We start from the raw sequence: 26599 nt of genomic DNA on the forward strand, positions 1-26599 counted from the left end.
CACGACGCCGGCCTGGTCGTCGCCGCGTTGAACATGGCCGCGGTCACCCGTGGCGGGGACGTCGCCGGAGTGATCTTCCACTCGGACCGGGGCAGCGAGTACACCTCGGCCGACTTCGCCCGCGCGTGCGCCCGCTGGAAGGTACGCCAGTCGATGGGGCGGGTCGGCTCGTGCTTCGACAACGCCGTGGCCGAGGCCACCTTCTCCACCATCAAGGTCGAGTACGTCCACCGCCACCAGTTCCGCACGCGCACCGAGGCCCGGCTGAAGATCGCCACCTGGATCACCGACTTCTACAACCGTCGCCGCAGACACTCCGTCTGCGACGGGCGTTCACCGATCGACTATGAGCGATCGACCATCCGCGCCCTGGAGGACCAGGCCGCATAACCGAGTCCTCCACGATTCCAGGGGATTGACACCCTGCCAGACGGACTTGCTATGAACCGCTGGCCTCAACTCACCCTGACAGACAGGGGTTCAGAGTGGCAGGGAGTCGGTACTCTTCTTGCCTTGTACGTCTCTTGCCTTGTACGTCCGGCGTGGACAACAAGAAGGTCTTGCGGGGCATCCGCACATCGGCCACACGCTGACACCTGCCCGACGTGGCTGTTGACGAGGTCGCCAAGTTGGTCGGCGGTCAGGCGCGGGCGTTCCAGATCAGCGCGGCGGCCCGGCGCTGCGGGGTGGACCGGCGGGCCGGCTCTGGTCAGGTCAATCCAGGTCAGCGCGCTGACGTCATGTGATGAGATACCGAGGAAGGCGGCGAACCCGGCCTGCCTCGATTTTGGCGACGTTCCACGTCACCGGCGTCTCGGCGTCTATCGCAGGGCGGCGAGACGATCCATGACCCGCCACCCTCGCGCCCAGCCGTTCAGCCGGACGGCTGCGTGCCTCGTCGGCGGTGGGCCGTTTGGTGCGCCATGCCTGGAGCGGCGGCTATCAGGTGTCAGTGCTCGGATGTACCGTCCAGTTCGGATTGCGTTGACCCGGCGGCCGCCTCCTCTGGGGTCCCTGAAATTGGCGGCAGCAAAGCTGTTGTCTACCATTTGGCCTACCCTGATGCCGCATAGTGTGAGGTCGCCCGTGTCGGACAACGCCGTACCGAGTAGCAGCCCCGAGGTTGTGCCAGTGGTGGACGACAAGTTTCCGCACTCCGCCCGCATCTATGACTGGTGGCTCGGCGGCAAGGACAACTTCGCGGCCGACCGGGCGATGGGTGCAGCCATGCTCGAGGCGATTCCCAACCTGCGGGAGATGGCGATGGAGAACCGGCGGTTCGTCCACCGGGTCACCCGGCATCTTGTGCTACAGGCCGGAATCCGGCAGTTCCTCGACATCGGCACGGGCATACCGACCCGCCCCAACCTGCACGATGTCGCGCAGGCCCTGGCACCTGAGACCCGGGTCGTGTACGTCGACAACGACCCGCTCGTACTCGCGCACGCACGCGCACTGATGATGAGCACGCCGCAGGGACGCACCGCCTACATCCACGCCGACCTTCGCCGGCCCGAGGCGATCCTGACCGACACCACACTGACCGACACGCTCGACCTCAACCAGCCGGTCGCCCTCGCCGTCATCGCCGTCCTCATGCTGCTCGGCGACGACGAAGACCCCGCCGGCAAGCTGCGGACACTTATGCAGGCACTGCCCTCCGGCAGCTACCTGACCATCACCCACCCGACGCAGGACTTCGATCCGGAAGCGGTGGGCGCGGCCGTTGCCGCCGCCACCCGGGGCGGGATGACGCTGGTTCCGCGTAGCCGTTCAGAGGTGGAACGGTTCTTCGACGGGTGGGAACTCATCGAGCCGGGCCTGGTACCGGTGACAGCCTGGCGGCCCGACAGCACGAACACCACCGAACCGCACACCGCCTACTACTGGTCCGGAGTCGCCCGCAAACCTTGATACCCACCACAGTCGCGAGGCAGGGGCGCCCAGCATCCCACCGTCGGGAGTGTCCGATCTGCGGTAACCGTCCCGGACGGGTTCAGTCGGTGGCGCCGGGCTTACAGGACGAGCACGACGTCGATGCCTGCGTCCTTCAGGACGGCGTCGGGCAGGGCCGGAAACGGCCCGTCCCGGTCCCGGTCCCGGATCCTGAACCGAGCCCGGTAGCGGGCATTCCGTGTCCATGACCAGGTCCTCGCCGTTTGCACCACCCCACGTGGCGGTCGGGTGCGCGGTCAGGCAGGCCTTGCACACTTGACCTCCGTCCGGCCCTCAGGTTCAGCATCTCGCCGCCCAGGCCGCGAGGTAGTGCAATCAGGCTGAAGGTGGGGCGAATCAGGGCGTGGTGCGGCGCAGACGGCCGCAGGCTACTAGTTCGACGGTCAAGACGACCGCGACGGCTTCCACGGCCAGGAGACCGACGAGGACGACCAACTGGGTGATGCCGGCATCCAGCGGACTGGCGCCGCCGAGCAGCACCCCGACGAAGGCGCCGGGTAGGGTCACCAGGCCCACGGTGCGGGTCTGGTCCAGCGCCGGGATCAGCGCCTCGCCAGCGGCGGGGCGACAGATCAGCAGGACCGCGTCGCGGGGCAACAGACCCAAGGCCAGGGCTGCCTCGACCTCGCCACGCCGACCGGTCAGCTCGTCCAGTGCTCGCCGCCCGGCCAGCGAGGTGGCGGTCATCGCGCCGCCGATCAGAATCCCGGCGACCGGGATGATCGCGATCCCGCGCAGCGGCACCAGACCCGCCAGCAGCAGCCCCGCGACGACGGACATGCTCCCCGCGACGATCGGCACGGCGGCCCACCAACCGCGCGACCCGCCGGTGATCCGCCGCGCTGATGTGCGCGCCGCCACCACGCACATCAGGACCACGAAGACGACGGTGGCCCACAACGATGCCACGATGGCGGCGATCAGCAGCGACACCGCCGCCAACTGCACCGCAGCGCGGACGGCGGCGACGGTGATCTGCCGACCGTGACCGAGCCTCCCGACGGTGGACACGGCCGCAGCGGCGGCGGTCAGCACGACCAGGGCCACTGCCAGCTCGGGGCCGACCACCAGCATTGTCGACGACATCCGGTCAGTCTTCCGCAGTCCGATGTACCCCGGGCCACGGGCTGACGTGGGTCTACCGCTTCGGGTGGTGTGGGTGGGGACAGGGGTGGGTCCGTATCCCCTTTGAGCAACAGCCTGCTGCGACAAGCCGGGCCCGTAGTGCGGCCGCAGACAGGCGGGCTGAAGTCGTCGACGCGACCCCTCACCGCAACGGACCTCCCCGCGTACGCCCTGGGTCTCAACGAGAGGTGCCTGCGCGGAGACATGCCCGCCCGGGTCGGGGCAGTCATGGGGTGTACGGGTCCCGCCGGGGCCGCTCCTCGAAGCCCAGCGCCCACGGGTCCTGACTTTCGTCAGGGCTGGCCGATGCCGATCGGCGGCTGTGTCGTATCCGGCCGGACTCCTACCGTCAACGTCTCAACGGCACATCCACCGGGAGAAACATGATCACATTGCGTGGGCTGACGAAACGCTTCGGCGCGACGACAGCCGTCGACAACCTGACCCTGGACCTCGCACCGGGCCGGGTCACCGGTTTCCTCGGCCCGAACGGTGCGGGGAAGTCCACCACGATGCGCATGATCCTCGGGCTGGACCGGCCCACCGCCGGCGAGGCGCTCGTCGGCGGCCGGCGGTACGCGACCCTGCGGCATCCGCTGCGCGAGGTCGGTGCGCTGCTCGACGCCAAGGCGGTGCACCCGGGGCGGAGCGCACGCAATCACCTGCTGGCGATGGCCCGCAGCAACGGTATCCCCAGCCGCCGGGTGGACGAGGTGCTCGCCACGGTGGGCCTGACCAACGTCGCCAGGAAGCGGGCCGGCACCTACTCCCTCGGCATGGGTCAGCGCCTCGGCATCGCCGGTGCCCTGCTCGGCGACCCGGGAGTGCTGATGTTCGACGAGCCGGTCAACGGGCTCGACCCGGACGGGGTGCGCTGGGTCCGCGAACTCATGCGCTCCCTGGCCGCCGAGGGTCGGACCGTCTTCGTCTCCAGCCACCTGATGAGCGAGATGCAGCTCACCGCCGACCAACTCGTGGTGGTCGGCAAGGGCCGGCTCATCGCCGACGCCCCGATCGCCGACGTCATCGGGGGCAGTTCGTCGACCGCGGTGCTGGTGCGCAGCCCTCAGCCGGCCGGTCTGGCCGAGCTGCGGCGCCGGCTGGTCGCGGCGGGCATCGCGGTCGAGCAGGAGAACGACGGCGCGCTCGTCGTCACCGGCGCCAGCATCGCGCAGGTCGGCGACCTGGCACACGACATCGGCGTACGCCTGCACGAGTTGAGCGTGCGCGAAGCGTCGCTGGAACAGGCGTACATGGAACTGACCGCCGGCAACGTCGAGTACGGCGCGCTGGCGACCACCGGATCGGGAGCACGGGTATGACGATGGCCACGACAACCCTGCACTCCGCCGACCGTTCGACCCGGCGTGGCGATCCCACCGGCGGCGGCTTGAGCGGCGCGGTCGCCAGCGAGTGGACCAAGCTCTGGTCGGTGCGCTCGGTCTGGTGGAATCTGCTCGCCAGTGCCCTGCTGATGGCGGCGGCGGCCGGGCAGGAGGCCATCTACGTGGTCAACGAGAACACCAACTCCGACCCCGCCGACGACCAGGGGGTGATCGGTCTCGGCACCGTCGCGATCAGCTCCGTCCTCCTGGCGCAGTTCACGGTGATCGCGCTGGCGATGCTGGTGATCACCGCCGAGTACGCGACCGGCACGATCCGGGCCACCCTGCAGTGGACCCCGTCACGGGGCCGGCTGCTGCTGGCCAAGACCGCCGTGGTCGCCGTGGTCACGTTCGTGGTGGGCGCATTGCTCGGGGCGCTGGGTTCTGCCATCGCCGACCCGGTACTCGGTGAGTGGGGCCGGTTCAGGGTCGCGGAAACCGTTGGCGACGTGCTGGCGGTGGCCGCGTACCTGTCCCTGATCAGCGTCTTCACCCTTGGGCTCGGGACGGCGCTGCGCAGCGCGGTCGGCACACTGACCACCGTGTTCATGATCCTCATGGTGGTACCGACCGCGCTCGGTGTCCTCGACAACGAGTTCGTCAACCGGCTCGTCGACGGACTGCCGGGGGTGGCCGGATACCACTTCATGAGCGGCGACACCGACCCGTACCCGCCAGCGGCCGGCCTCGTCCTGCTCGCCGCGTGGGCCCTCGCGGCGCTGCTCGCCGGTTACGCGGTGCTGCGGTCACGGGACGCCTGATCCGGTGCCGGGTGGCGGCGGTCCCACGCGAATCGTCGTCACCCGGCCTCGTCCACCAGCCCGGCGTCGTACGCGACGATCGCGGCCTGCACCCGGTTCCGTACGCCGAGCCGGGCGAAGATCGTGCTCAGGTAGCTCTTCACCGTGCCCTCCACCAGAAACAGCCGCCGGCCGATCTCCGCGTTGGACAGCCCGGCCCCGACCAGCGCGAGCACCTCACGTTCCCGGGCGGTGAGCGTCGCGGTGCGGTCCCGGGCGGCCGGGCCGCGGGCCATCCACGCGCCGCCCAGCTCGATCACCCGCCGGGCGATCCGCGGTGACAGGTACGCGCCGCCGTCGGCCGCCGCACGCACCCCGGCCAGCAGCTCGCGCGGGTCACCGGCCTTGAGCAGGAAACCGCTGGCCCCGTCGCCGAGCGCCCGCGCGATGTAGTCGTCCTCGCCGAAGGTGGTGAGCATGAGCACCGCCGTATCGGGCACAAGCCGGCGGATCTCCACGGCGGCCGCGAGCCCGTCCAGCTTTGGCATCCGGATGTCCAGCAACGCCACCCGCGGCCGGTGCGCCCGGACCAGCTCGACGGCGGCCCGACCGTCGCCGGCCTCCGCCACCACCTCGATCTCGGGATCCGCCGCCAGGATCACTCGCACCCCGGCCCGGATCATCGCCTCGTCATCGGCCAGCAGGACCGGGATCACACCATCTCCTCAGGGGTCGGGCGCGGGCAGCATCCGGCCCGGATGGAAACACATGGCCGGGGACGAGGGGGCCTTGGCAGCCGCGCCGGGCGTCGCTGCGGCGCCGGGCGCCGGCTGGCCGTCAGTCGGACATCCGGTTCTTGGTCAGCAGCCGGCCCTCGACGAAGCAGAGCCGGTAGGCGGCCTGGCCGAGGGGGAAGTTGCCATCGGTGTAGAACTCGCAGGAGGCGCCCGGCGGTAGCGGCCAGTCCGCCGGGTCCGGCCGTTCGACGACCTGACGGTCCGGCAGCAGGCCCCGCAGTTCGGTGCGGTGCTGCCCGATCCGCATCCGGTCGAAGTTCGCCGGATCGAGGACCGCATCGAACGTGGCGAACGGGTAGTAGGCCAGTGACAGCACACCGGCGACCACCACCGGGGCGGTCACGGCGACCAGGAGGCTACGCCGCACCCGCCGCCGCGCCTCGCGCAACCGGGTCGCCGACTCCGGCCTGACCAACCGTACGACTTCGTCGGCGTCGACCGACGCGACGCCGGCGGCATGGGGCAGGCGCGCGGTGACCGCGAACCCGCCGCCCCGTGGTCCGGCGCTCAGCGCACCCCCGGCCAGCCGTACCCGCTCCCGGAGGCCGACCAGGCCGGAACCCGTCGATGCCACGCCGGGCAGCAGCCCGGCCGGCGGCGGCTCATTGACCACGCTCACCACCGTCTGCTCCGCCGAGCGGGTCAGCAGGACGGTCACGGCGGCGCCCGGCGCGTGCTTGGTGGCATTGGTCAGCGCCTCCTGGACCACCCGGTACACCGCCCGCTCGACCATCGGCGATGCCGGGACGGCCGATCCGTCCCACCGCAGGCGGACCGACATCCCCGCGTCGCGGGCCCGTTCGACCAGGTCGGCGACGCCCTCGGCGGCCGCCGGGTCGGAGCCGGCGCGCCGTCCTCCCGGAGCACGCCGATGATCTGGGAGAGCTGATCGGTCGCGGCGGTGACGCTGGCACGCAACTCCCCCGCTGCCCGCCGGTGCCGCTCGTCAAGATCGGCCGCCACCTCCAGTCCGCCGGCCTTCAGCGCGATCAGGGCCAGATCGTGGCCCAGGGAGTCGTGCATGTCCTGCGCGATGCGGGCACGCTCCCGCATCCGGACCCGCTCGGCGGCGGCGCGCTGCTGCCGTTCGAGCAGATCAGCGTGTTCCCAGCCGGCGTAGACGAGCGCCCGCTGCTGCCGGCGGTAGCGGCCGACCAGCCAGGGAAACACCCCGACGAACAGCAGGGTGGTGGTGAGGAAGAACCAGGTGGTCACGCCCGAACCGAGTACGCCGACCGTCAGCGCGGACCCGGCCGCAGCGATCGCGGCGAACATGTACGCCGCCGGGCGAGCCCGGGACATCCGCAGACCCACCAGGTAGCTCATCACCGGAATGGCGAACACGAAGTTGCCGTCGAACGTGGTCGGTACCACGACGATCAGCAGGGAGATCGGCGAGTGACGCCGGCTGACCACCACCGCGAGGGCCATCAGCAGGAGCGAGCCCGCCAGCCGCCAGCCGGCGTACGGGTCGGTTGGGGCGGTGACCAGATCCCAGGTGATCGGCGCCGACAGGACCGCCCAGAGCGACACGTCGGACAGCACCTTCACCCATGATCCGGCCGGCCCGCCGGAAGGTGGCCCTCCCGACCGGATGAAGGGCATCCACCGCTGCTGCGCGCCGCGCCACCAACCTGCCACGCGGCCCAGGTTACAAAGCCCACCACCTGGGTCGTTACTCACGAAAGTCAGTCGCCGGCCCGACGGCTCGGGCGGCGGCGACCGGTCGAAGCGCCGCGAGACGCCGCACGGAGGGGATCGGCGCGCGATCCACGCCGTGGCGACAAGGGCAGCCGCCGCGTCACCCGTAGCTGCCTACGGGTTCTCGGGCCGGTGTGGCCCAACCTGGTCGGACCGCGGCCAGGCGCCGGGTTCGGTCAGGGCGTGGCGCAGCAGCGACCGGTACCGGGCCGCCCAGCGGGCGACGGTACCGGCGTCGAACAGCGAGGTGGCGTACTCGATGATCAGCGACAGCCCGCCGTCCTCCAGCGGACGTAGCTGCCACACCTGGTCGCCGCGGGCGCCGGTCAGCAGCACGTCCCGGGCCGGTGCCGGTGCCAGCCCGGGCAACCGCAGCACCGGGTCGGCCATGTCGAGCATCGTCAGGTAGACCCGGGGCGGATTGCCGGTGAAGGGCTCGCCGAGCGCCTCGCTTTGCACCTGCGCCGGTACGGATTGCATGGCCAGCATCTGCCAGATGGCGGCGGCGGTGCCTTCGACGAGCTCGTCGAACGTGCGCGTCCCGCGCAGCTCGACGACGAGCCACGGTGCCTGGGTGAAGACCCCCACCACGTTCGCGAAGCGCGGATCGGTCCGGTTGGCCACCGATGAGGTCAGCGGGATGGTCGACCAGCCGGTGAGTTCCTGCATCAGTACGGCGAATGCTGCGGCGAGCACAACGAACGGTGTCACGTTCCGACGTACGGCGTAGCGGGTCACCGCGTCGAGCAGGTCCGCCGGGATCGAGTCGGTGACGTACGCCCCCACGGACGATCTGGTGGCCGAGCGCGGCCGGTCGGTGGGCAGTCGAATCGGCTCGGTCCCCGCACGGACCCGGTCCGCCCACGCCCGTACCATGTCGCGGGTGCGCTCCGCGGCCAGGAAGTCGCGCTCCCACCGGCAGAAGTCGACGAAGTCGGCGGCCAGCGGCGGAAGGTCGGCGGGTTGCCCGGTGAGCGCCGCCCGGTACAGCTCGCTCAGGTCGCGTACCAGTACCTCGGTCGACCAGCCGTCGATGATGCCGTGGTGCATGGCCAGCGCGAGTTCGTGCCGGCTGTGCGGTGCGGCAGGGTCGTTCACCCGGGCGAGCAGGGCCCGGTACGCGGGCTCGGTCTCCAACGCGAACGGCGCCGCGCAGAAGTCCTCGATCGTGGCGTCCAGTCGTTCCGGCGTGACGTCGACGACCGTCAACGGCTGCGGTCGGGGGGCGAGGACCTGCTGGATGACCTCGCCGTCATGCACCGCGTACCGGGTGCGCAGAGCCGGGTGCCGGGCCACGAGGTCGGTCAGCGCCCGACGCAGCGCCGGGTGGTCGAGCGGACCGTGCAGGGCGAAGCGCATGGCGACGGTGAGCGTCTGGGGATTGTCGCTGGCCACGGTAAGGCGGAACTGCCGGGCCTGCGCCACGCTGGCTGGTGCGATGCACACGACCTCGTCGGCGTCGCCGGCCAGCCGGGCGAGGATGTCCGGCTTGAGTCGCCGCATGGCGTCGATCAGATCGTCGGTCAGCACACCCGCGGGCGCGTCGAATTCGAGGGCCGTGCCGCGGGCGGACAGGGTGACGCCGCGTTCCCGCAGCAGCCGGAGCAGGCCGTCGGCGTCCGCCGGTGCGCTGCTCACAGCGTCCCCCGCACGCGGGGCTGCGCCGCTCCCGCTGCACCGCCGGCCGACGTGTCGCCCGCCGGGTCGGCGGAGGCGTCGTCCAGCAGCCAGGCCATCGCCCGGATGGTGGGTTGCTGGAGGAATTCGAGCACCCCGATCGTTTCGCCCAGCTCGTCCGCGACCCGGTGCAACAACCGCAGCGCCGTCAGGGACGTGCCACCGAGCTGGAAGAAGGTGGACTCGGTGCTGAGCGCGTCCCCGCCCAACTCCGCGCGCCATATGTCGTGCAGCCGCCGTTCGAGCGGGGTTGCCGGGGGCACCGCTGTGCCGTGGCCGGTGCGGGCGGCCCGGTCGGGCTCCGGCAGCGCCGCACGGTCGAGCTTGCCGCTGGCGAGCAGCGGCAGCGCCGGCATCAGCGTGCATACCGTTGGTACCAGGTGGGCCGGCAGGCGCTCGTGGAGCGCCCGCAGCAGCGCGTCGGCGTCGAGGCTCTCGCGCGCCGGCACCACGTATGCGGCGAGGTACGCCTCGTCGTGCTCGTCACGCCAGGCCCGTACGGCGGCATCCCGGACCCCGTCGAGTTGCCGCAGGTGGTGTTCCGCCTCACCGGGCTCCACCCGGAAGCCGCGGATCTGCACCTGCGCGTCGTTGCGGTGGAGGAACTCCAACTGCCCGTCGGGGCGCCAGCGCACCACGTCGCCGGTGCGGAACACCCGCCCGTTCCCGGTGTCGGGCAGGAAACGCTGCGCGGTCTGGTCGGAATCGCCGAGGTAGCCACGCCCGACCTGCACGCCACCGAGATGGAGTTCACCCGGTACGCCCACCGGCACCGGCCGGCCGTGCCGGTCGAGCACCCGGACCCAGGTGCCGGGAACAGGGCGGCCGATGGGCGGGGCATCCCCGTCGTCGGGCGACAGGTGGGCCCACGTGGACACGACGGTCGCCTCGGTCGGACCGTACACGTTCGTCACCTGGAACGGCAGGTCCGCGCGGGCGCCGCGGCGCAGCCGGTCGCCGCCGACGACCAGGTGCCGCAGCGCCGGGCGAGGGCTGGTTGACCAGTCCAGGTCGATCAGCAGCTCGCCTACCGGGGTGGGCAGGAACGCGACGGTGACTGCGGTGTCGACGAGCCAGTCGCGTAACCGGGCCGGGTCGACGCGCGCCTCGTCGGGTACGACGCAGATGGTCGCGCCCGCCTTTAGCGCCGGCCACACCTCCAGGCATGAGGCGTCGAAGCCGGGGCTGCAGAACCAGCTGAGCCGGTCGTCGGCGGAGATGCCGAGATCCCTGGTATACCAGGCGACGGTGTTGCCGATCGCCCGGTGCTCGATGACGCATCCCTTGGCCTGGCCGGTGGAGCCTGAGGTGAACAGCACGTACGCGACGTCGTGCAGAGCGACGTCGACAGCGGGTACGTGGGCGTCGGCGGCCAGGTCGAGCCGGTCGACCAGGATCGCCGGCACCGGCACCTCCAGCGCGGTCACCGTCGATGCGGACACCACGGCGGTGGCGCGCGCCTGCCCGACGATCGCGGCCGACCGTGCCGCCGGCTGGCCGGGATCCAACGGGACGTATCCCGCGCCGGTACGCAGCACCCCGAGCATCGCGGCGACGGCGTCGGCGCCACGTGGCAGGTGGACGGCGACCAGGTGACCGGGGCCGACACCGACGGACCGCAGGGCGGCCGCCACCGCGTCCGCACGTCGATCCAGGTCCGGGCCGTCCACCCGGCTGTGCCGGTCCACAACGACGGTCCCCTTCAGTGCGAGGGAGGCGGCGAGCGGCTGGTCGGCGCCCTCGGCCGGGGCGCCGCCGTCCTGCCAGGCGGCAATCAGGCTCTGCTCGTCCTCGGTCAGTCGCGGTAGCCGGGTCAGCGGCCGGTCCGGGTGGGTCGTGCCAGCCCGCAGCGCCAGGGCCAGCCGGTCGAGAATCTGCCGCGCGGTGGCGGGGTCGAACAGGTCGGTGGCGAAGTTGAGCTGGCAGTCGATGGTGTCGCTGCGGTTGGTGAGGAAGAGCGTCAGGTCGAACGGGGCGCGCTCCACGCCGTGGTTCAGGAGGGTGGCGGTCACGCCGGGAAGATCCAGTTCGAACACCGCGCCGTTGTCGAACTCGATGACGACGTCGAAGAGGGGATGGCGGCCCGGCTGCGGTTGCAGGTCCAGGGCACGGATGATGCGCTGCGCCGGTACGTCCTGGTGCTCCTGGGCGTCGATCAGCACCGACCGGACCACCCGGACGAGCTCCGCGAACCCGCTCTCGGCGGTCACGTCGATGCGCAGTGGCAGCGTGTTGATGAACAGTCCGACGGTGTTTTCGGTGCCTGCGGGGCGATGGGCGACCGGGGTGCCGAGCACGACGTCGCGCTGGTTGCCGACATCGCTCAGCACGGCGGTGAACCCGGCCAGCAGCACCATGAACGGCGTGGCCCGGTGGTGCCGGGCGAACGTGCGGATGCGCGTGGTCAGGTCGGTGTCCAGCACGACGCTGACCACTCCCCCGGCACCGCTGGGCACGGGCGGGCGGGGTCGGTCGACCGGCAGGTCCAGCCGGGGCGGGAGCGGCTGGAGCCGGCCGGTCCAGTAGTCCAGGTGCCGGGGGTCCGAACCGTTGTCGGTCGCCTCGGGTGCCGGCGGTGGCGGCGGTGGCGGTGGCGGCAACTCGACGGTGCGGCCGGTGACCGCCGCCTGGTAGGCCGCGGCGATCTCACGGCTGAGGATCTGCGCCGACAGCGTGTCGATGACCAGGTGGTGCATCCGAAGGACGAGAAGGTGCTGCGTCACGGCGAGCCGGATCAGCCGCGACGCGAACAGCGGCCCGGCAGCCAGGTCGAAACGGTGGTCGCTCTCCTCCCGGATGGCCGCGGCCGCCACCTCGTCGACGTCGCCGCTGACGTCGTGTACCGGCAGGTCGAGGGGCTCTGGCGCGAGGATCACCCGGCGCGGTTCGCCGGCTGTCTCCCGGAAGACCGAGCGCAGCGCGGGATGGCGGTGCACGACGAGTTCCAGGGCGCCGCGCAGCGCCCCGACGTCGAGGGGGCCGTCGAGCTGAATGACCTTCGACTCGGTGTACGTGGGTCGGCCGGGCAACATGCGTTCGACGAACCAGATTTCGCGCTGGGCCTCGGTCAGTGGGTCCCCTGGGAGCGTCCCGCCCAGGGCCGGCTCTACCGGTGTCGCGGGCGAGGAGGGTGCGCCGCCGCGGATCAGCTCGCTGAGTCGGTCGATCCCGGGCAGGCCCGCCAGCATCCGGTCCGGCAGGAGGCCAAAGTCGACGAAGCAGCCGATCTCGTCGACACCGAGCGCGGCGAAGCGCTCCACGGTGGCCCGGCAGTCGTCGGGACTGCCGATCAACGCGCGATCGGCGGTGTAGCGCGCGTACGCGCGGCGCAGCAGGAAGTCGACGTCCTCGGGTGCGGTGTTCTCCAGGTCGATGGTGACGCCGAGACTGTTGGTGACCTGGCCGAACAGGGACAGCGACGAGCGGAGGTAGTCGCAGAAGGGTCCGAACGCCTCCTCCCGTACCCGGTCGGTGTCGTCGCCGAGGTAGGTGTGCAGCAGCAGCACCACCCGGCCGGCGGCCGGGTCGAGGCCGTGTTCCGCGCGGGTCGCCCGGTACAGCGCGATGTTGTCGGCCAGCCGGTCGGCGTCCTGGGACATCAGGTTGGTGATGACGCCGAGGTCGGCGGCGGCGGCGCGGCGGTAGCTGTCCGGGTTGCCGACCACTGCGGTGAACATCGGTGGTGTCTGCTGCACGGGGCGGGGGAACAGTCGTACGTCGACGGGCTGCCCGTTGCCGGCGGTACGGGTCAGCGTCCCGCCGCGCCACAACGTCCGGATCTGCTCCACCGATTCGTACATCGCCTCGCGGTGCCGGCCGTACACGTGCGGCGCCAGCGCGAAGTCGCGGGCGTGCCAGCCGGACGCGCAGCCGATGCCGACCCGCCCTCCGGACAGGTTGTCCACCACGGACCATTCCTCCGCGACGCGGATCGGGTCGTGCAGCGGCAGGACGGCGCAGCCGGCGTGGATGCGTACCCGGCTGGTCCGGGCGGCGATCGCGGCGGCGAGTACCGACGGGTTGGGGAAGATGCCGCCGAAGGAGTCGAAGTGCCGTTCCGGCAGCCACACCGCGTGCAGGCCGTGGGTGTCGGCGTGGGTGGCGGCTGCCAACAGGGCCGTGTAGCGGTCCTCGATCCGCTGCTGTGGGTAGTCACCGAAGAAGTACAGGCTGAAATCCGGACCGGGCCGGGCCGGGGCCGTCGCCGCAGGCGAGCGGTCGACCGTGCTGGCCGCCAGCCGGGCGACCGCCGTCGCTGCCGGCTGGGAGCGGGCGGCCGGGTCCGGCCGGCCGTTGCCCGCCGCCGGTACGGTGGCGCGCGGCGCTGCCGGGTACGGCGATGCGGCGGCTGGTGCCGGCGATGGCGTCGACGGGTACGGCGATGGCGCGGGTGGTGCCGGCGTGCGTTGGATTGGCAGGGGCGGCGGGCGGCGGGCGGCGGCGGGCGGCGGTGCCTGTCCGCCGGGGAAGAACCCGCCGCGGCGCAGGTCGTACAGCGACTCCCGGACGGCGTCGATGACGAAGTCCACGTCGTCGTCGGTGTGCGCGTCGGAGAGGAAGAAGTTGCGCCACTCCCACACGTGCACACCGGCCAGGATCAGGTGGTGGAACAGCAGGTTCAGGTCGGCGGACGAGGCGAACCGGAACAGCGAGCCGAAGTGGTGAACCCGGACGGGGAATTCCTCGGCGGCGCAGAATTCGTTGAGCGTGCGCGCCAGCCGTTCGGTCTGCCGGTTGAGGGTGTCCTGCAGCGCCGGCCCGCGCCGGCACAGCTCGGACAGGACCGCCTTCGCGGCGGTCATGGAGAGCGGGTGCTGGATGTACGTGCCACCGAAGAAGGTGGTGTCCTGCGGCGGGATGCTCTCGTCGCCGTACTGCCAGAAGCCGCCGTCGACCCAGTCCAGGATGTCCGCGCGGCCGGCGATCGCGCCGATCGGGTAGCCGCCACCGATGACCTTTCCGTACGTGGCCAGGTCGGCCCGGATGCCGAAGACGCCCTGTGCGCCCTGCGGGTGGGGGCGGAAGCCGGTGAGCATCTCGTCGAAGAGCAGCACGATGCCGTACTGGTCGCACAGCGCCCGCAGTTCGCGGAGGAACTCGACGGGTTGCCGGTCGGGGTAGCGGCTCTGCACCGGTTCCACGACCACCGCCGCGATCTGGTCGGCGGCCCGGCGGATCACGTCCAGGCTCTGCGCTGCGCCGTACGGCAGGACCCGGATGTCGGTGACGGCCGACTCGGGTATGCCGGCGGAAACGGGAAGCGTACGCCAGGTGCCGCCCTCGGACACGCCGCGGCCGAGCACCGGGTCGAAGTGCCCGTGGTAAGAGCCCTCGAAGGTGACGACGACCGGCCGCCCGGTGTACGCGCGGGCGAGCCGAAAGGCCGCCGAGTTGGCTTCCGTGCCGGTGGTGGCGAACGCGGCCCGCTGCATGCCGGTCAGGTCGCACAGCAGTTGGGCTGCCTCGCCGGTCTCGGCGCTGCGCGGGCCGAGCCGCAGGCCGTCGCCGAGGTGATCGGCGACAGCGGACGTCAGGAACTCCGGTTCGTGGCCGAACAGCAGGGCCCCGAACCCCATCGTGATGTCGACGTAGCTATTGCCGTCGATGTCTTCGAGGTGGGCGCCCCCGGCTCGGCGGGCGGCCAGCGGGTAGAGCATCTCCTTGGCCGCGCGGCGGAATCCGACCACCGCCCGGCTGTCGGCCAGCCACCGCCGGTGCTGCTGGGTGAGGGCCTTCGACCGGCGGGTCCGTTCGGTGTAGCGGTGGACGAGGTCGGTGAAGTGCGCCTGCTGGCGCTCGTCGAGCCGCCCCGACCCGCCACCGGCGCTGACCCGCAGCGGCCGGGGGCCGAGCTGGGCGGGCCCGTCCCCGGTGCCGGTGCGCCCGCCGTTTCCGGCCGGCGGCGGCGCGACGCCGGGTTGCGGTGTGACGTCTGGCTGCGGTGTGACGGTGGGGCCGCCGTTGGTGGAGCTCGTGGCGACCGGCACGGCCCCGACCCCGGTTCCACTGCCGTTGCCGTTGGCCGTCGCCGGGTTGGCCAGGATGGACAGTTGCTGCGCCATCAGGTCGGTGAACCGGCCCATGAGTTCCAGTTGGGTACGCACGACATCCGCCGCCGGCCCGGCGGGCGTCGCCGGGGGGTGACCGTCGACGGGTACCGACGTACCTGTGCTGGCGGCCTGCGGCAGCACGACAGGCACCGCCGGCCGGGCGGGCATCGCACCCGGCGAGGGTGGCGCGGCCGGCGTAACGGTGTCCGGTGCGGCCATGGTGGCTGGCGCGGATGGCGCGGCCGGGGTAGCGGTGTCCGGTGCGGCCGGACCGGCGGCCGGGACGAGCGCGGCGAGCCGGTCCGGTGCCATCCGCCCGACGATTGCCGCGCTGAGCCGCTGTGGGGTGTCGAGTTCCTCGAACAGCTCGCGCATCGCCACCCGGATGCCGAAGCTCGTCTCCAGCTCGCGCAGCAGGTTGATCATCAGCAGGGAGTCGGCGCCCAGGTCGAAGAAGGCGGTGTCCGTGGGTATCCGCTCGGGTGACTCGCCGAGATGGCTGGCGGTGAGTTCGCGTACGCGGTGCAGGACGACCGCCTCTGTGGTGCCGGCGGCGCTGGCGGCGACGTTGACCGGGGACATGACAGACGGACCTTCCGCGTCAGTGGTGGATTCCACGGCCGACGTCGGTTCGGACGTCGGTGCGGGCGTCGGTACGGGCGTCGGTACGGGCGTCGGTACGGGCGTCGGTGCGGGCGTCGGTGCGGGCTTGGCGACCCAGTGTCGGCTCGGCTGGAAGGGATAGGTGGGCAGGGGCACCCGACGCCCGGACGGCGCCAGCGCCGCCCAGTCCACGGCCACACCCCGGCTGAACAGCGTGGCCAACGCCGACACCACGGCCTCGGCGCGGTCGCTGCGGGCCCGCTGCGTCGGGATCCAGGTGCTGGCCGGCCACTGCCCGCCCATGCCGGTGAGCGTGGCGTCCGGGCCGATCTCGACGAAGGTGGTGCACCCTTCGGCGACGAGGCCGTCGATCCCGGCCTGGTAGTCGGCCAGCTCGCGGGTCTGCCGGCGGACGTGGTCGGCGCCGGGCACCGTTCCGGCCGCCAGGCGCATCCCCCCGACGCTGCTGACCACCGGAGTGTGCAGCGGATGCCAGGTCAGGGTCGCGGCCTGCGCGGCGAGTTCGTCCAGCACAGGCTGCATCAGGGTGGAGTGGAACGCCCGGTTGACCGCCAACGGCCGGTGCCCGATCCCGTCCGCATCCAGCACCTGCATAGCCCGGCGGACGGCCGACGGTGTCCCGGCGAGCACGTGCCGGCGGGGCCCGTTCCGGACCACCAGTTCCAGGCCGCGTACCCGGTCGAGCACCGAGGCCGTCTGTGCCGGGTCGGCCAGCACCGCCACCGCAGCGCCCTCCGGCGTACCGCGCTGCATGAGCTGGCCCCGCACGGCGGAGAGGTACAGGCCGTCCTCCATGGACAGTGCGCCGCCCAGGCACAACGCCGCGTACTCCCCGGCGCTGTGGCCGACGAGGATGTCGGGCCGTACCCCCACCGACTCCAGCAGCCGGCCGAGCGCGACCTGGGTCACGAACAGGGCCGGCTGGACGGTGGCGGTGGTCCACTCGTACTCACCGCCGAGCAGCGCGGCGAGCAGGTCGCTTCCCCACACCCGCCGGTACTGCTCACCGCAGCGCTCCAGCACCTCCCGAGCCGGGTCGTACGCCATCAGCCCGGCCGCCGCACCGGAGCAGTCCACACCCTGCCCGGAGCAGGCGAAAACGATCGGCCCTGGCCCGCCACCCGCCACCGTACCCGACACCGAACGGTCCACGGCGCCCTCGCGCAACGCCGCAGCCGCCCCGGTGGGGGTGTCGGACCAGACCACCAGCCGGTGCCGCAGGCGGCGTCGTCCGGCACCCAGGGTGACCAGGACATCGTCGGCGCGGGGCGGGTCGGCGCCGGCCAGCCGGTCGGCGACCCGGTCGGCCAACTGTCGCAGCGCCTGCGGGCTCTGCGCGGACAGCGGCACGATCACCGGCCGTGCGGGCTCGGGCGCCGGCGCGGGTGGCGGCGCTGGGGGCTCCTCCACCACCACGTGCGCGTTGGTGCCACCCACGCCGAGCGAGGAGACCGCCGCACGGCGGGGCCCGGCCAGCGACCACGGCTGCGTGGCGGTGGGCAGCACAAACGGGCCGTCGGCCAGGCGTAACTGCGGGTTGGGCCGGCGCAATCCCGCGACCGGTGGCACCTGACCGTGCCGGACGGCCATGATCGCCTTGATGAGCCCGGCCATGCCGGCGCAGGTGTCGAGGTGGCCGATGTTGGCCTTCACCGCGCCCAGTGGCAGAGGCCGGTCGCGCCCGCCGAAGACCGCCCGCAGCGCCTCGACCTCGATGGGGTCACCGATGCGGGTACCGGTGCCGTGCGTCTCCACGTACCCGATCGACGCGGCGTCGATCTGCGCGTCGGCCAGGGCCGCGCGGATGACCTCGGCGTGCCCGGTGACACTCGGCGCGGTGTACCCGGTCTTTGCGGCGCCGTCGTTGTTGACCGCCGAGCCGATGATCACGCCGTGCACGGTGTCCCCGTCGGCCAGCGCGTCGTCCAAGCGTTTGAGCAGCACAGCGGCCACGCCGTTGCCGCCGACCGTGCCGTCCGCAGCGTCGTCGAAGGCACGGCAGACGCCGGTACGGGACAGGATGGAACCCTCCTGGTAGCGGTAGCCGGCCACCTGCGGCACGTGCAGCGCCGCGGCGCCGGCCAGTGCGAGGTCGGTCTCGCCGGCCAGCAGCGACCGCACCGCCAGGTGCACCGCGACCAGCGAGGTGGAACACGCGGTCTGCACGCTCATCGCGGGGCCGGTCAGACCGAGCCGGTACGCCACCCGGGTGGCCAGGAAGTCCGGCTGGTTGCCGATCGTGACCTGCAACGCCTGCAACTGGTCAGCGGGATCAGTGCCGGCGAGCTGCTCAAGGAGGTAGCTGCGCAGCGAGTACAGGTGCATTCCCGCACCGGCGAAGACCCCCACCCGCCGGTCGGCGCCGGTGTAGCCGGCCGCCTCCAGGGCTTCGTGGCAGACCTGTAGGAACAGCCGCTGCTGCGGGTCGATCAAAGCCGCTTCCCGGGCGCTGATGCCGAACAGCTCGGCGTCGAAGCCGTCGATGTCGGCCAGGGCGCCACTGACCGGCACGAAGTCGGGATCGTCGACGAGCGCGGCGGGCAGCCCTGCGGCGAGCAGCTCGGTGCGCTCGAAGCGCCGTATGTCGACCCGGCCGGCCAGCAGGTTCTGCCAGTAGCGCGGCACCGTGTCGGCGCCGGGAAACCGCAGCGCCATGCCGATCACCGCGATCCGCTGCGTGCCCCCTGCCCGCCGAGCGGCGGCCCGCTCGGCCACGGCGGAGCCACTGAACTGTCCACTCAGGTGCTCGACGAGCGCCGCCGGGGTGCCGTGGGTGAACAACGCGGTCAGCGGAAACTCCTGACCGAGCGCCTGTTGCAACAGGGTGTGCAGCCGCAGCAGCCGCACCGAGTCCAGGCCGGCATCGTAGAACGGCACATGATCGTCAAGGCCGCCGGGCGCCTCGCGGCGCAGCACCTCCCGCACCGTGTGCGCCACGCCGATCCGGTCGCTGGACGCAACGGCGGTGACCGGGGCCGGTGCCCCGGCGGCGGGCCGGCGGGGGGCGGGAGCGCTCTCCACCACCACCGGTACGGCGGTACCGAACGCGTCCACGGGTGCCGGCTCGCCGGTCGGCACGCGTACGCCTTCCAGCGCCCGCACGGGACGCACCAGGTGCCGTACCCGCGCCGCCGTGGGATCGACGCCGATCAGGAGGTGGCCGGCCGGCTGGTGCAGGGCGAGCCGGGTCAGCGCCCGCCCCTCGGCCGGGGTGAGGACGAGCATGTGCCGGCGAGTCGCCGACTCCACGCCGCTGTGCGGGGCGCTCATGCCGATGCCGCGCCACGCGGTCCACGTCAGGCAGTGCGCGGTCACCTGCGGGCTTAGGTGCTCGCACAACGCTTCGAGGAACCGGTTACCGGAGGCGTAGACGCCCGTGCCGGCCAGGGGAACCAGCGACAGCAGCGAGGAGAAGACCACGAGCCTGCTGCCCGGCCGCTGCCGCAGCAGGCGGGCCAGCTGCATCGAGCCGTCGACCTTCGCCGCCGTCTCGGCCCGCCACCGGTCGGCGGTGATCTCGGTGAGCGGGCCCAGCTCGTACTCTCCGGCGAGGTGCAGCACACCGTCGAGCGGTTCGCCCCAGCCGTGCTCCGCAGCCGCGACGGCGGCGTCCAGCGCGGCGGCGTCGGTGATGTCGACCTGGGCGTACTGCACCCGGTCTCCGCCGGAGATGTCGGACAGCGGGCCGGATCGCGGCTCCAGCGCAGTGCGGCCGACGACGAGCAGTCGCAGGCCGAGCCCTGCGGCGAGGTCGCCGAGCACGGTACGCCCGATACCGCCCAGGCCGCCGGTGACCAGCCAGCGGGAACCGTGGGGCAGCGCCGGCGGCCCGGCGACCAGCTCGGCCCGTTCGAGGGTGCGTACCAGCGGCCCGCCGCGCCAGGCGACCACCGGCTCGCCAGGCGACCAGCCGGTGGCCGCGATGACGGTGTCGGCGTCGTTGGACACGTCGTCGCCGGGCAGGTCGAGATGCCAGACCCGCACGTCCGGATGCTCGACGCCGAACGTCTCACCGAGGGCGGCGGTGAGCGCGGCCGGATAGCAGCCGGGTTCGTCCCCACGGACGCGGTACAGCCCACGGCTGAGCGTCAGCAGCGTCCCGGTCCAACGGGCATCGGCCAGCGCCCGCAGCAACCCGAGCAGCCCAGGCACGCAGACCCGGATCGCGTGCTCGGTCGCCGCAGCACTGGTGATGTCCGGAGTCGGTAGGTAGCTGGCGGCGAAGACCACCCGCGCCGGTGTGCGGCCCTGCGCCTGGAGCGACCGCAACAGCCCCGCCCAGTGCGCCGCGTCGGCCGGCTGGGCGGTGGCGCCGTCCGATCCCGCCGACACCGCGTCCCCGTTGCGCGGCACGGCGGCCAGGTCGACCAGTACCGTGCCGGGGGAAGCCTGCCGCATCGCCTCGGCGAGCCCCATCCCGTCGGCGACCACGAGCGTCGGGCCTTCCACCGGCACCTGCGGAAAGCGACGCGGGCTCCACGTCTGCCGGTAGACGCAGTCGGGAACGGTGTCGGGGCCGCCGTCGAGCAGGTCCACTTGCCGCAGCACCAGCTCGTACTCGCCGTTGAGTAGCCGGCTACGCATGCTCGTACGCTGAATCTTGCCGCTGGTCGTCTTCTCGAACCGGTGCCGCTCGATGGGCACCAGCTGCACCGAGCTGATCTGCAGCCGTTCCGCCAGCTGGCGCCGGATGCGGGCCAGCAGTTCGGCGTCGAGCACGCCGTCGGCAACGAAGAAAACCACCATCCGTTCGGTGCCGTCCGGGGCCGGTGCGCCGACGGCGGCGGCGAAGCTGGGTGCAACGCCGTCCACCGCACCGACCACGTCCTCGACTTCGTGGCAGAAGTAGTGGACCCCGTTGACGATGATGACTTCCTTGCCGCGCCCGGTGATCGTGACCCGACCGTCGGCGAGGAACGCGAGGTCCCCCGTGTCGAACCATTCCCCGTCGGGGAATGCCTCGCGGTTGGCCTCGTCGTTGTGGAGGTAGCCGGGGGTTACCCGGTCCGAGCGGATCTGCAGCCGACCAACGTGCCGCTCCGGCAGGGCCGTCGTGCCGTCCGGACCGGCGATGCGGAAGCGGGCGCCGGGCGCGGGGGCACCCATGCTCAGGAACGTCGTGGCGCCGGGCGTCGGCGCCACGTGCAGGCGTACCCGGGTCCCACCGTCGCACAGTTCGGCGTGCTGCACCGCGTCAGGGCCGAACGGCTGGTAGCAGATGGCGGTGCACGTTTCGGCCATTCCCCAGGCCAGCAGCAGCGTGGCCGGGTCAATGCCGAAACCCTGGGTGGCGGACAGGAACTCGCGCATCACCATCTCGGTGCACTGCTCCCCCGCGTTCACGAGGCTGCGCAGGTGCGCGAGGTCGAAGGCGCGGTCCGGGTGCTTTCGCAGCGCCTCGGTGACCAGCTTGTAGCCGAAGTTCGGCGACCAGCTGTGCTGGACTTCGTACCGTTGCAGCAGATCCAGCCACAGCAGCGGGTCGGCGATGACGAGCGCCGGGGCGACGTGGATGGTGCCGCAGCCCAGCACGACCGGCCCGAGGTGCATCATGACGATGCCGGCCACATGGTCCAGGGGCAGCCAGTTGAGCATGACGTCGCCCGAGCGGTACCGGGCGACCTGGCGGGTGTCCTGGGCGTAGCGGACGATGCCCCGGTGGGTCAGCGGGATGACCTTGGAACGGTTGGTGCTACCCGACGAGAGTTGCAGCATCGCCACGTCGCCGGGGGCTGGGCGGTGCAGGTCGTCGACCGGTTCATGGTCGCGGCAGTCGGTAAGGTCGAGCACGCGCAGCCCGAGCAGCCCTTCCCGGTCGGCGTACCCGGTCAGCGCCCCGACGGTGGCACCGCTGGAGAGCACGACCGGTTGCCGCAGGGTGCGCCACGCGTGCTCCAGTTTGTCGAGGGTGGCGTTGCGGACCTGGTAGCCGGGTGCCTGCGCGACCGCCACCGGCCGCAGACCGCCGAGCAGGCATGCCCACAGGGCCACGAAGTGGTCGACCAGCGAGGGCGTGTGCAGGATCACCGGGTCACCGGCAGCCAGCCCGGCGGCGCGCAGGCCACCCAACGCCCGCATCGCCGCCGTGAGCAGTTCGGGATAGGTCAGGTACCGGCTGCCGTCGGCCTCGACAAGCCGCAGCCCGCGCTCCGGCCACTGCCGCGCGGCCCGCAACAGCGCCTCGGGCAGGGTCGCCGGGTCGTCGGCGCGGTACGTCAGCTCCCCGCCGGCCGCCTCCGCCGCAGGCTCTGCCGGTCGGCCCGGCGGCGGCACCAACGGAGGCGTGTCGGCGCTGACGGGAAGGTCGGAGCCCCAGCGCGCCGCGAGGTCCAGCAGATCGCCGAGGTGCCGGCGGGCCGGCTCCGCATCGGGGAGACGCCGAAGTGGCGCACTGGCGGTCGCCGCCACCGGCACCGCGCGCAGCGCCTGCTCGTCGGGAGCCCCGTCTGGGGTGCGGGGGATCCCGGACACCACGGCCACCGCCAGCGGTGTCTCCGGCACGCCGGCGGCCCGCACCGCCGCCGCCACCGCCGCGCGTCGCGCATCGGAGGAGGTGACGGTGGCGGACGGCACCACGTAGGCCACCCGCATCCGGACGCCCTCGCGCGTGCTGCGTTCGACCACCTCGACATCGGACAGCTCGTCCCGACGGGCGAGCACTTCGGTCAGATCGTCCACCGGTTCCTAACTCCTGGTCTGCTGCGGCCCGGTGGCCGCGATACTCCCGGCCTGCTGCGGGGACTCGGCGGCCGCGATACTCCCGGCCTGTTGCGGGGACTCGGTGGCCGCCAACAGCGGCGTGGCATCGTCTGCGCGAAGGCCAGCCCGGCGGCGCAGCGCGACGACGGCGGCCACGACAACGGCCAGGACAATGACGCCGCCGTGCAGCACCCCCGCCACGTACAGCGGCCGCCACACCTCAAGTAGCGCGGCGGCCAGCAGCATGCCGAGACCGAGGCCGCCGTTCTCGGCCATCGCGGTGAGACCGAAGAAGTACCCGCGCTGCGGATCGGGCTCGGCCTGCAGGCGGGTGGTGTAGGTGATTTCGGTGAATCCGTCCGCGGCCCCGGCGATGAGCGCCACGGCGAGCACCCATGGCTGCGGGATGCCCGCGAAAGCCACGATGAACGTCGCGGACATCACGCACGTGCCGACGATGAACCCACGTTCGCTGCGTCCGGGATCGTCGAGCCCGCCGTCCCGGCGGCGTACCCGCTTCACGAGCTGGTGCGCGGCGAACAGGCCGACCGCCCAGACCGCGAAGAAGTGGCCCACGAATGCGGCGGGATCATCCGGCTGGATCTGCGTCGCGTAGACCGGGAGGCCGACGTTGTGCGAGGCGGAGCCGAGTGCGTCGACCGACCGGACGATCAGGATGACCAGGATCATCGGTGCGGCCACCAGCGCCATGATGGCCTGCCGACGGGACCAGCCGCGCGGCCCGGGGCGCGGGCTTGCGTCCCCAGCCGCAGACGAGGCCCGTCTGCGCCGGGCGGGGAACGACAGTGGCAGGATCGTCAGCAGGGTCGCCGATACCACGAACGTCACCGCGTCAACCAGGAACGCCGCCTGGTAACCGAGCCAGCCGACCAGCACCCCTCCAGCGGCGAAGCCCAGCGCCATCGCGACGGCACGGCCGGTCACCAGCAGTCCGTTCGCGGCCTGCCGCTGCTGGTCGCCAACCAGATCAGGCACGCTGCTGCGCAGGAGCACCGACGACGTGGTGCCGAGCAGACCGGTGACCACGGCGACGATCGGAAGCAGATCGATCTGCGCCCGCCCTCCGGCAGCGGCGAACGCGACGAGCACGGCGGCCTGCGTCAGGTCACCGCAGACCATCACGGGCCGGCGGGGCAGCCGCGCGGCCACCGTGCCGCCGAGCATGCCGGCGACGAATCCCGAGCCGAGACGCAACGCCATGAAGACGCCGGTCTGCAGCGCACTGCCGGTGGCCTGGTAGACAAAGACGTTGAGGGCCACCATGTTGAGGTAGCTACCGAATGTCGAGATCGAGGTACCGGCCACCAGCACTCGAAAGATGGTCATCTGCCGGTTGGTGGTAGGCGGCCGCATCACCTAGGCCGCCATGTGCCGCGATACCGACGGTCTTGGGGTCGTCAACTGGCAGACGCCTGTAGGCACGCGATTCACCTCGTAAAACGTCACGGTCAGACTGTCGCTACCATCGATGTCGAGTTGTCGCACAGTCTGCCGGAAGGCACAGCATCTTGTCACGACCGGTCCGCTGCACAGATCCAACGGCGACATGTTTGCGCTCGTAATCGCCGTCGAGACGCCGACACCGACGATGAGACCCCGATCCGCGTGGCCGGCACCCGGTAGGCGATCGAGGAGTGTTTCCAGAGCACGAAGACCGAAATCGGTCTCGACCACTACCAGGTCCGGCGCCACGACGCCTGGTGCCAACACATAGCCATCGGCCTATGCGCCCACACCTACGTCGCCGTCACCGCCGATCGTAGGGCACCTATCCGGTGACTGCCCTTGTCACTCAGGACCACGTCATACGGCGTCGCTGCGTCTTTTCGTTGCACCACAACAGGTTCTTCAGGCGGAACCACACTCGGCCGCCAAACGCTACCGAACGTCCTCGGACCGCAACTCCGCAACGCTTCGTCACCTGGGCTGGTGCCGGTCTCAGCGAGGAACCGGCCGATGCCCGCGATGCCGCTGGCCCTTCTGGGCTTGACGCTGGTCGCCGCCGCCGTCGTGATCGTGGGCAGCCGCCGGTCGGCCAGGGCCTGATGGGGCGCTCCTTGGTGGACCCTCGCCCGGTCACGCTCCGAAACTGACGCACACTATGCCGACGACACGACAGGAGAGCGCCATGACAGTCCCCGCACCAGGCCGGCCGTCGACCCGACTGGAGATCACCAAGGAGCACGACGGCCCGGCCGGATGGCGGCACCCGATCGCGGCCGACCGCGTCCGACGGGTCATGGCAACCGGTCGTCTGGCAACCCGCATCGCGATGGTGGTTGCGCTCGCCGCCACGATGGTGGCAGCCGATCCCACGAGGTCCGGTGCCTGCGCCTGTGGGGCGTTCGTCGCCAACGACAAGCTGCGCGCGCAGCAGGAGACCGCGCTGGTGGAGTTGAGCGGCCGCACCGAATCGATCACCCTCTCGGTGCAGGCGCGGTCCGAGGCGACCCAGGCGGCGTTCCTGATGCCGGTTCCCGCGCGCGCCCGGTTCGAGGTGGCCGACGGGAAACTGTTCACCGAACTCGACCGGATCAGCCGCCCGGACGTCGAGGTGCGGCGCGTGACGGTGGACGGGGACGGCGCGGGTGCACCCGCACAGGCCGACCGCGGCGCCACCGTCGTCGACCACGTCGAGATCGGGCCCTACGAGGTCGCCCAACTCGCCGGCACCGACGCCAACGCGGTGTCGCGCTGGCTGGGCGACAACGACTTCACCCTGCCCGCAGCCCTCGAAGGCGCGCTCGAACCGTACCTCGCGGAAGGCTGGCTCATCGTCGCGGTGCGCCTCGCCCCGACCTCCGGCAGCATCTCCGCCGGACTACCGCCGATGCGGCTGGCGTTCGAGACCGACACGCCGGTCTACCCGATGCGACTGTCGGCCACGGCCGAGAACAGGCAGCCGCTGCGCCTGTACGTGCTCGCCGACCACCGGATGGACATCAGCAATCCAGCGCCCCAGGGCAGCATGCCCGACCTGACGTTCGCGGGCGAGGTGAAGCCGGACCCGCAGTACCCAACGCTCTCCGCGGCGTTGGTCGGCCCGCGTTTCCTGACCCGCTACGACGGGGAGTTCACGCCGGCGCAGATCACCGACGACATCCGCTTCACCCGCTCCGCGACCGATGAGCCCTACCGCGCGGTCGTGATCGTCAGAGAGTACGTCCGCTCGCCGTGGCCGATGCCCGCAGTACCGCTGATCCTCCTGGGCTTGGCGCTGGTCGCCGCCGCCGTCCTGATCGTGCGCAGCCGCCGGTCGGCCCGAGCCTGATGGGGGGCTCCTTGGTGGACCCTCGGTCACGCTCCGGACCTGACGCACACTATGCCGACCATCGACAGGAGAGCGCATGACAGTCCCCGGGAGAGGCTGGCCGTTGACCCCACTGGAAAGCGCCAAGGAGCACGCGGAGCGTGTGCTCGGACGGCGAACCGCCCAACGGCTCGCGGAGTTCGACGACGGCACCCTGTACGTCCAGGCCAGTGAGGTGGCGCGGATCCTGGCGTGGCTCATCGACTTCGTGGTGTTCGTGCTGGGTGTCGGGGTGGGTCTCGTCGTCGTGTCACTCGTGTCCGTCGCGGCGGGCCTGTCTGGCGGGACCGTCGTCCTGCTGGCGATCTCGTTGTTGTTCGTGGTGCCGGTGCTGTACGGCCTGTGCTACGGCAACGGCCGTGCGCTCGGCGCGGTCCTCACCGGCACACAGCTCGTGCGAGTCAGGGACGGCCGTCGAGTCGGTAGCAGGGCGTGCTGGGCCATGTTACTCAGCCTCGATCCACCGACGCGGTTGGCGGCGATCACCGGTTGATCATTTCGATATGGGGTGAGT

General features: G+C 71.8%; 14 protein-coding genes. 7 read left to right on the top strand and 7 right to left on the bottom strand.

The window, feature by feature from the left end:
* From V6U90_RS27955 to V6U90_RS27965, 3 genes are all read left to right on the top strand, one after another.
* The coding region (locus V6U90_RS27955) for an integrase core domain-containing protein (protein ID WP_334442881.1) at window positions 1-390 on the top strand (390 nt) is incomplete at its 5' end.
* A 215-nt stretch (window positions 391-605) separates the two neighbouring features.
* Entirely contained in the window at window positions 606-746 is a 141-nt protein-coding gene (locus V6U90_RS27960; RefSeq protein WP_334442883.1) for a hypothetical protein, read from the top strand.
* Between the two features lie 316 nt (window positions 747-1062).
* Window positions 1063-1914 (top strand): SAM-dependent methyltransferase, encoded by an 852-nt coding sequence (locus tag V6U90_RS27965; RefSeq protein WP_442933684.1) that lies wholly within the window; start codon window positions 1063-1065, stop codon window positions 1912-1914.
* 378 nt (window positions 1915-2292) lie between these two features.
* On the opposite strand, the gene V6U90_RS27970 is transcribed toward V6U90_RS27965, so the two are convergent.
* On the bottom strand, window positions 2293-3042 hold the full coding sequence (locus tag V6U90_RS27970; RefSeq protein ID WP_334442886.1) for an ABC transporter permease: 750 nt from the start codon (window positions 3040-3042) through the stop codon (window positions 2293-2295).
* A gap of 422 nt (window positions 3043-3464) precedes the next feature.
* Between V6U90_RS27970 and V6U90_RS27975 the strand changes: the two genes are divergently transcribed.
* Together V6U90_RS27975 and V6U90_RS27980 are read left to right on the top strand one after the other, a co-directional pair.
* Complete coding sequence (locus V6U90_RS27975) at window positions 3465-4403, top strand: ATP-binding cassette domain-containing protein (protein WP_334442888.1); 939 nt, start codon at window positions 3465-3467, stop codon at window positions 4401-4403.
* A 2-nt stretch (window positions 4404-4405) separates the two neighbouring features.
* The gene (locus V6U90_RS27980; protein WP_334442891.1) at window positions 4406-5227 is read left to right on the top strand and encodes an ABC transporter permease; all 822 of its coding nucleotides are present in this window, start codon (window positions 4406-4408) and stop codon (window positions 5225-5227) included.
* Window positions 5228-5265: 38 nt separating this feature from the next.
* On the opposite strand, the gene V6U90_RS27985 is transcribed toward V6U90_RS27980, so the two are convergent.
* The 6 genes from V6U90_RS27985 to V6U90_RS28010 form a co-directional block, all read right to left on the bottom strand.
* Window positions 5266-5922 (bottom strand): response regulator transcription factor, encoded by a 657-nt coding sequence (locus V6U90_RS27985; protein ID WP_334442893.1) that lies wholly within the window; start codon window positions 5920-5922, stop codon window positions 5266-5268.
* A gap of 121 nt (window positions 5923-6043) precedes the next feature.
* Window positions 6044-6736: an ATP-binding protein gene (locus V6U90_RS27990; protein ID WP_334442895.1), complete on the bottom strand. Its 693-nt coding sequence runs from the start codon at window positions 6734-6736 to the stop codon at window positions 6044-6046.
* Window positions 6694-7554 (bottom strand): sensor histidine kinase, encoded by an 861-nt coding sequence (locus V6U90_RS27995; protein WP_334442897.1) that lies wholly within the window; start codon window positions 7552-7554, stop codon window positions 6694-6696. Before V6U90_RS27995 ends, V6U90_RS27990 begins: the two co-directional genes overlap by 43 nt.
* A gap of 264 nt (window positions 7555-7818) precedes the next feature.
* A complete protein-coding gene (locus V6U90_RS28000) occupies window positions 7819-9342 on the bottom strand; it encodes a condensation domain-containing protein (RefSeq protein ID WP_334442899.1) in 1524 nt (507 codons plus the stop codon).
* A complete protein-coding gene (locus V6U90_RS28005) occupies window positions 9339-22733 on the bottom strand; it encodes a non-ribosomal peptide synthetase/type I polyketide synthase (RefSeq protein ID WP_334442901.1) in 13395 nt (4464 codons plus the stop codon). Before V6U90_RS28005 ends, V6U90_RS28000 begins: the two co-directional genes overlap by 4 nt.
* A gap of 6 nt (window positions 22734-22739) precedes the next feature.
* The gene (locus tag V6U90_RS28010) at window positions 22740-24101 is read right to left on the bottom strand and encodes an MFS transporter (protein WP_334442902.1); all 1362 of its coding nucleotides are present in this window, start codon (window positions 24099-24101) and stop codon (window positions 22740-22742) included.
* 802 nt (window positions 24102-24903) lie between these two features.
* Here V6U90_RS28010 and V6U90_RS28015 point away from each other — a divergent pair.
* Both V6U90_RS28015 and V6U90_RS28020 read left to right on the top strand, forming a co-directional pair.
* Window positions 24904-26046 carry a DUF2330 domain-containing protein gene (locus tag V6U90_RS28015; protein ID WP_334442905.1) on the top strand — a complete coding sequence of 381 codons (1143 nt, stop codon included), beginning with the start codon at window positions 24904-24906 and terminating at the stop codon, window positions 26044-26046.
* Window positions 26047-26122: 76 nt separating this feature from the next.
* Window positions 26123-26578 (top strand): RDD family protein, encoded by a 456-nt coding sequence (locus V6U90_RS28020; protein ID WP_334442908.1) that lies wholly within the window; start codon window positions 26123-26125, stop codon window positions 26576-26578.
* Window positions 26579-26599: the final 21 nt, after the last annotated feature.

Source organism: Micromonospora sp. CPCC 206060 (assembly GCF_036906895.1).
Lineage (GTDB): Bacteria > Actinomycetota > Actinomycetes > Mycobacteriales > Micromonosporaceae > Micromonospora.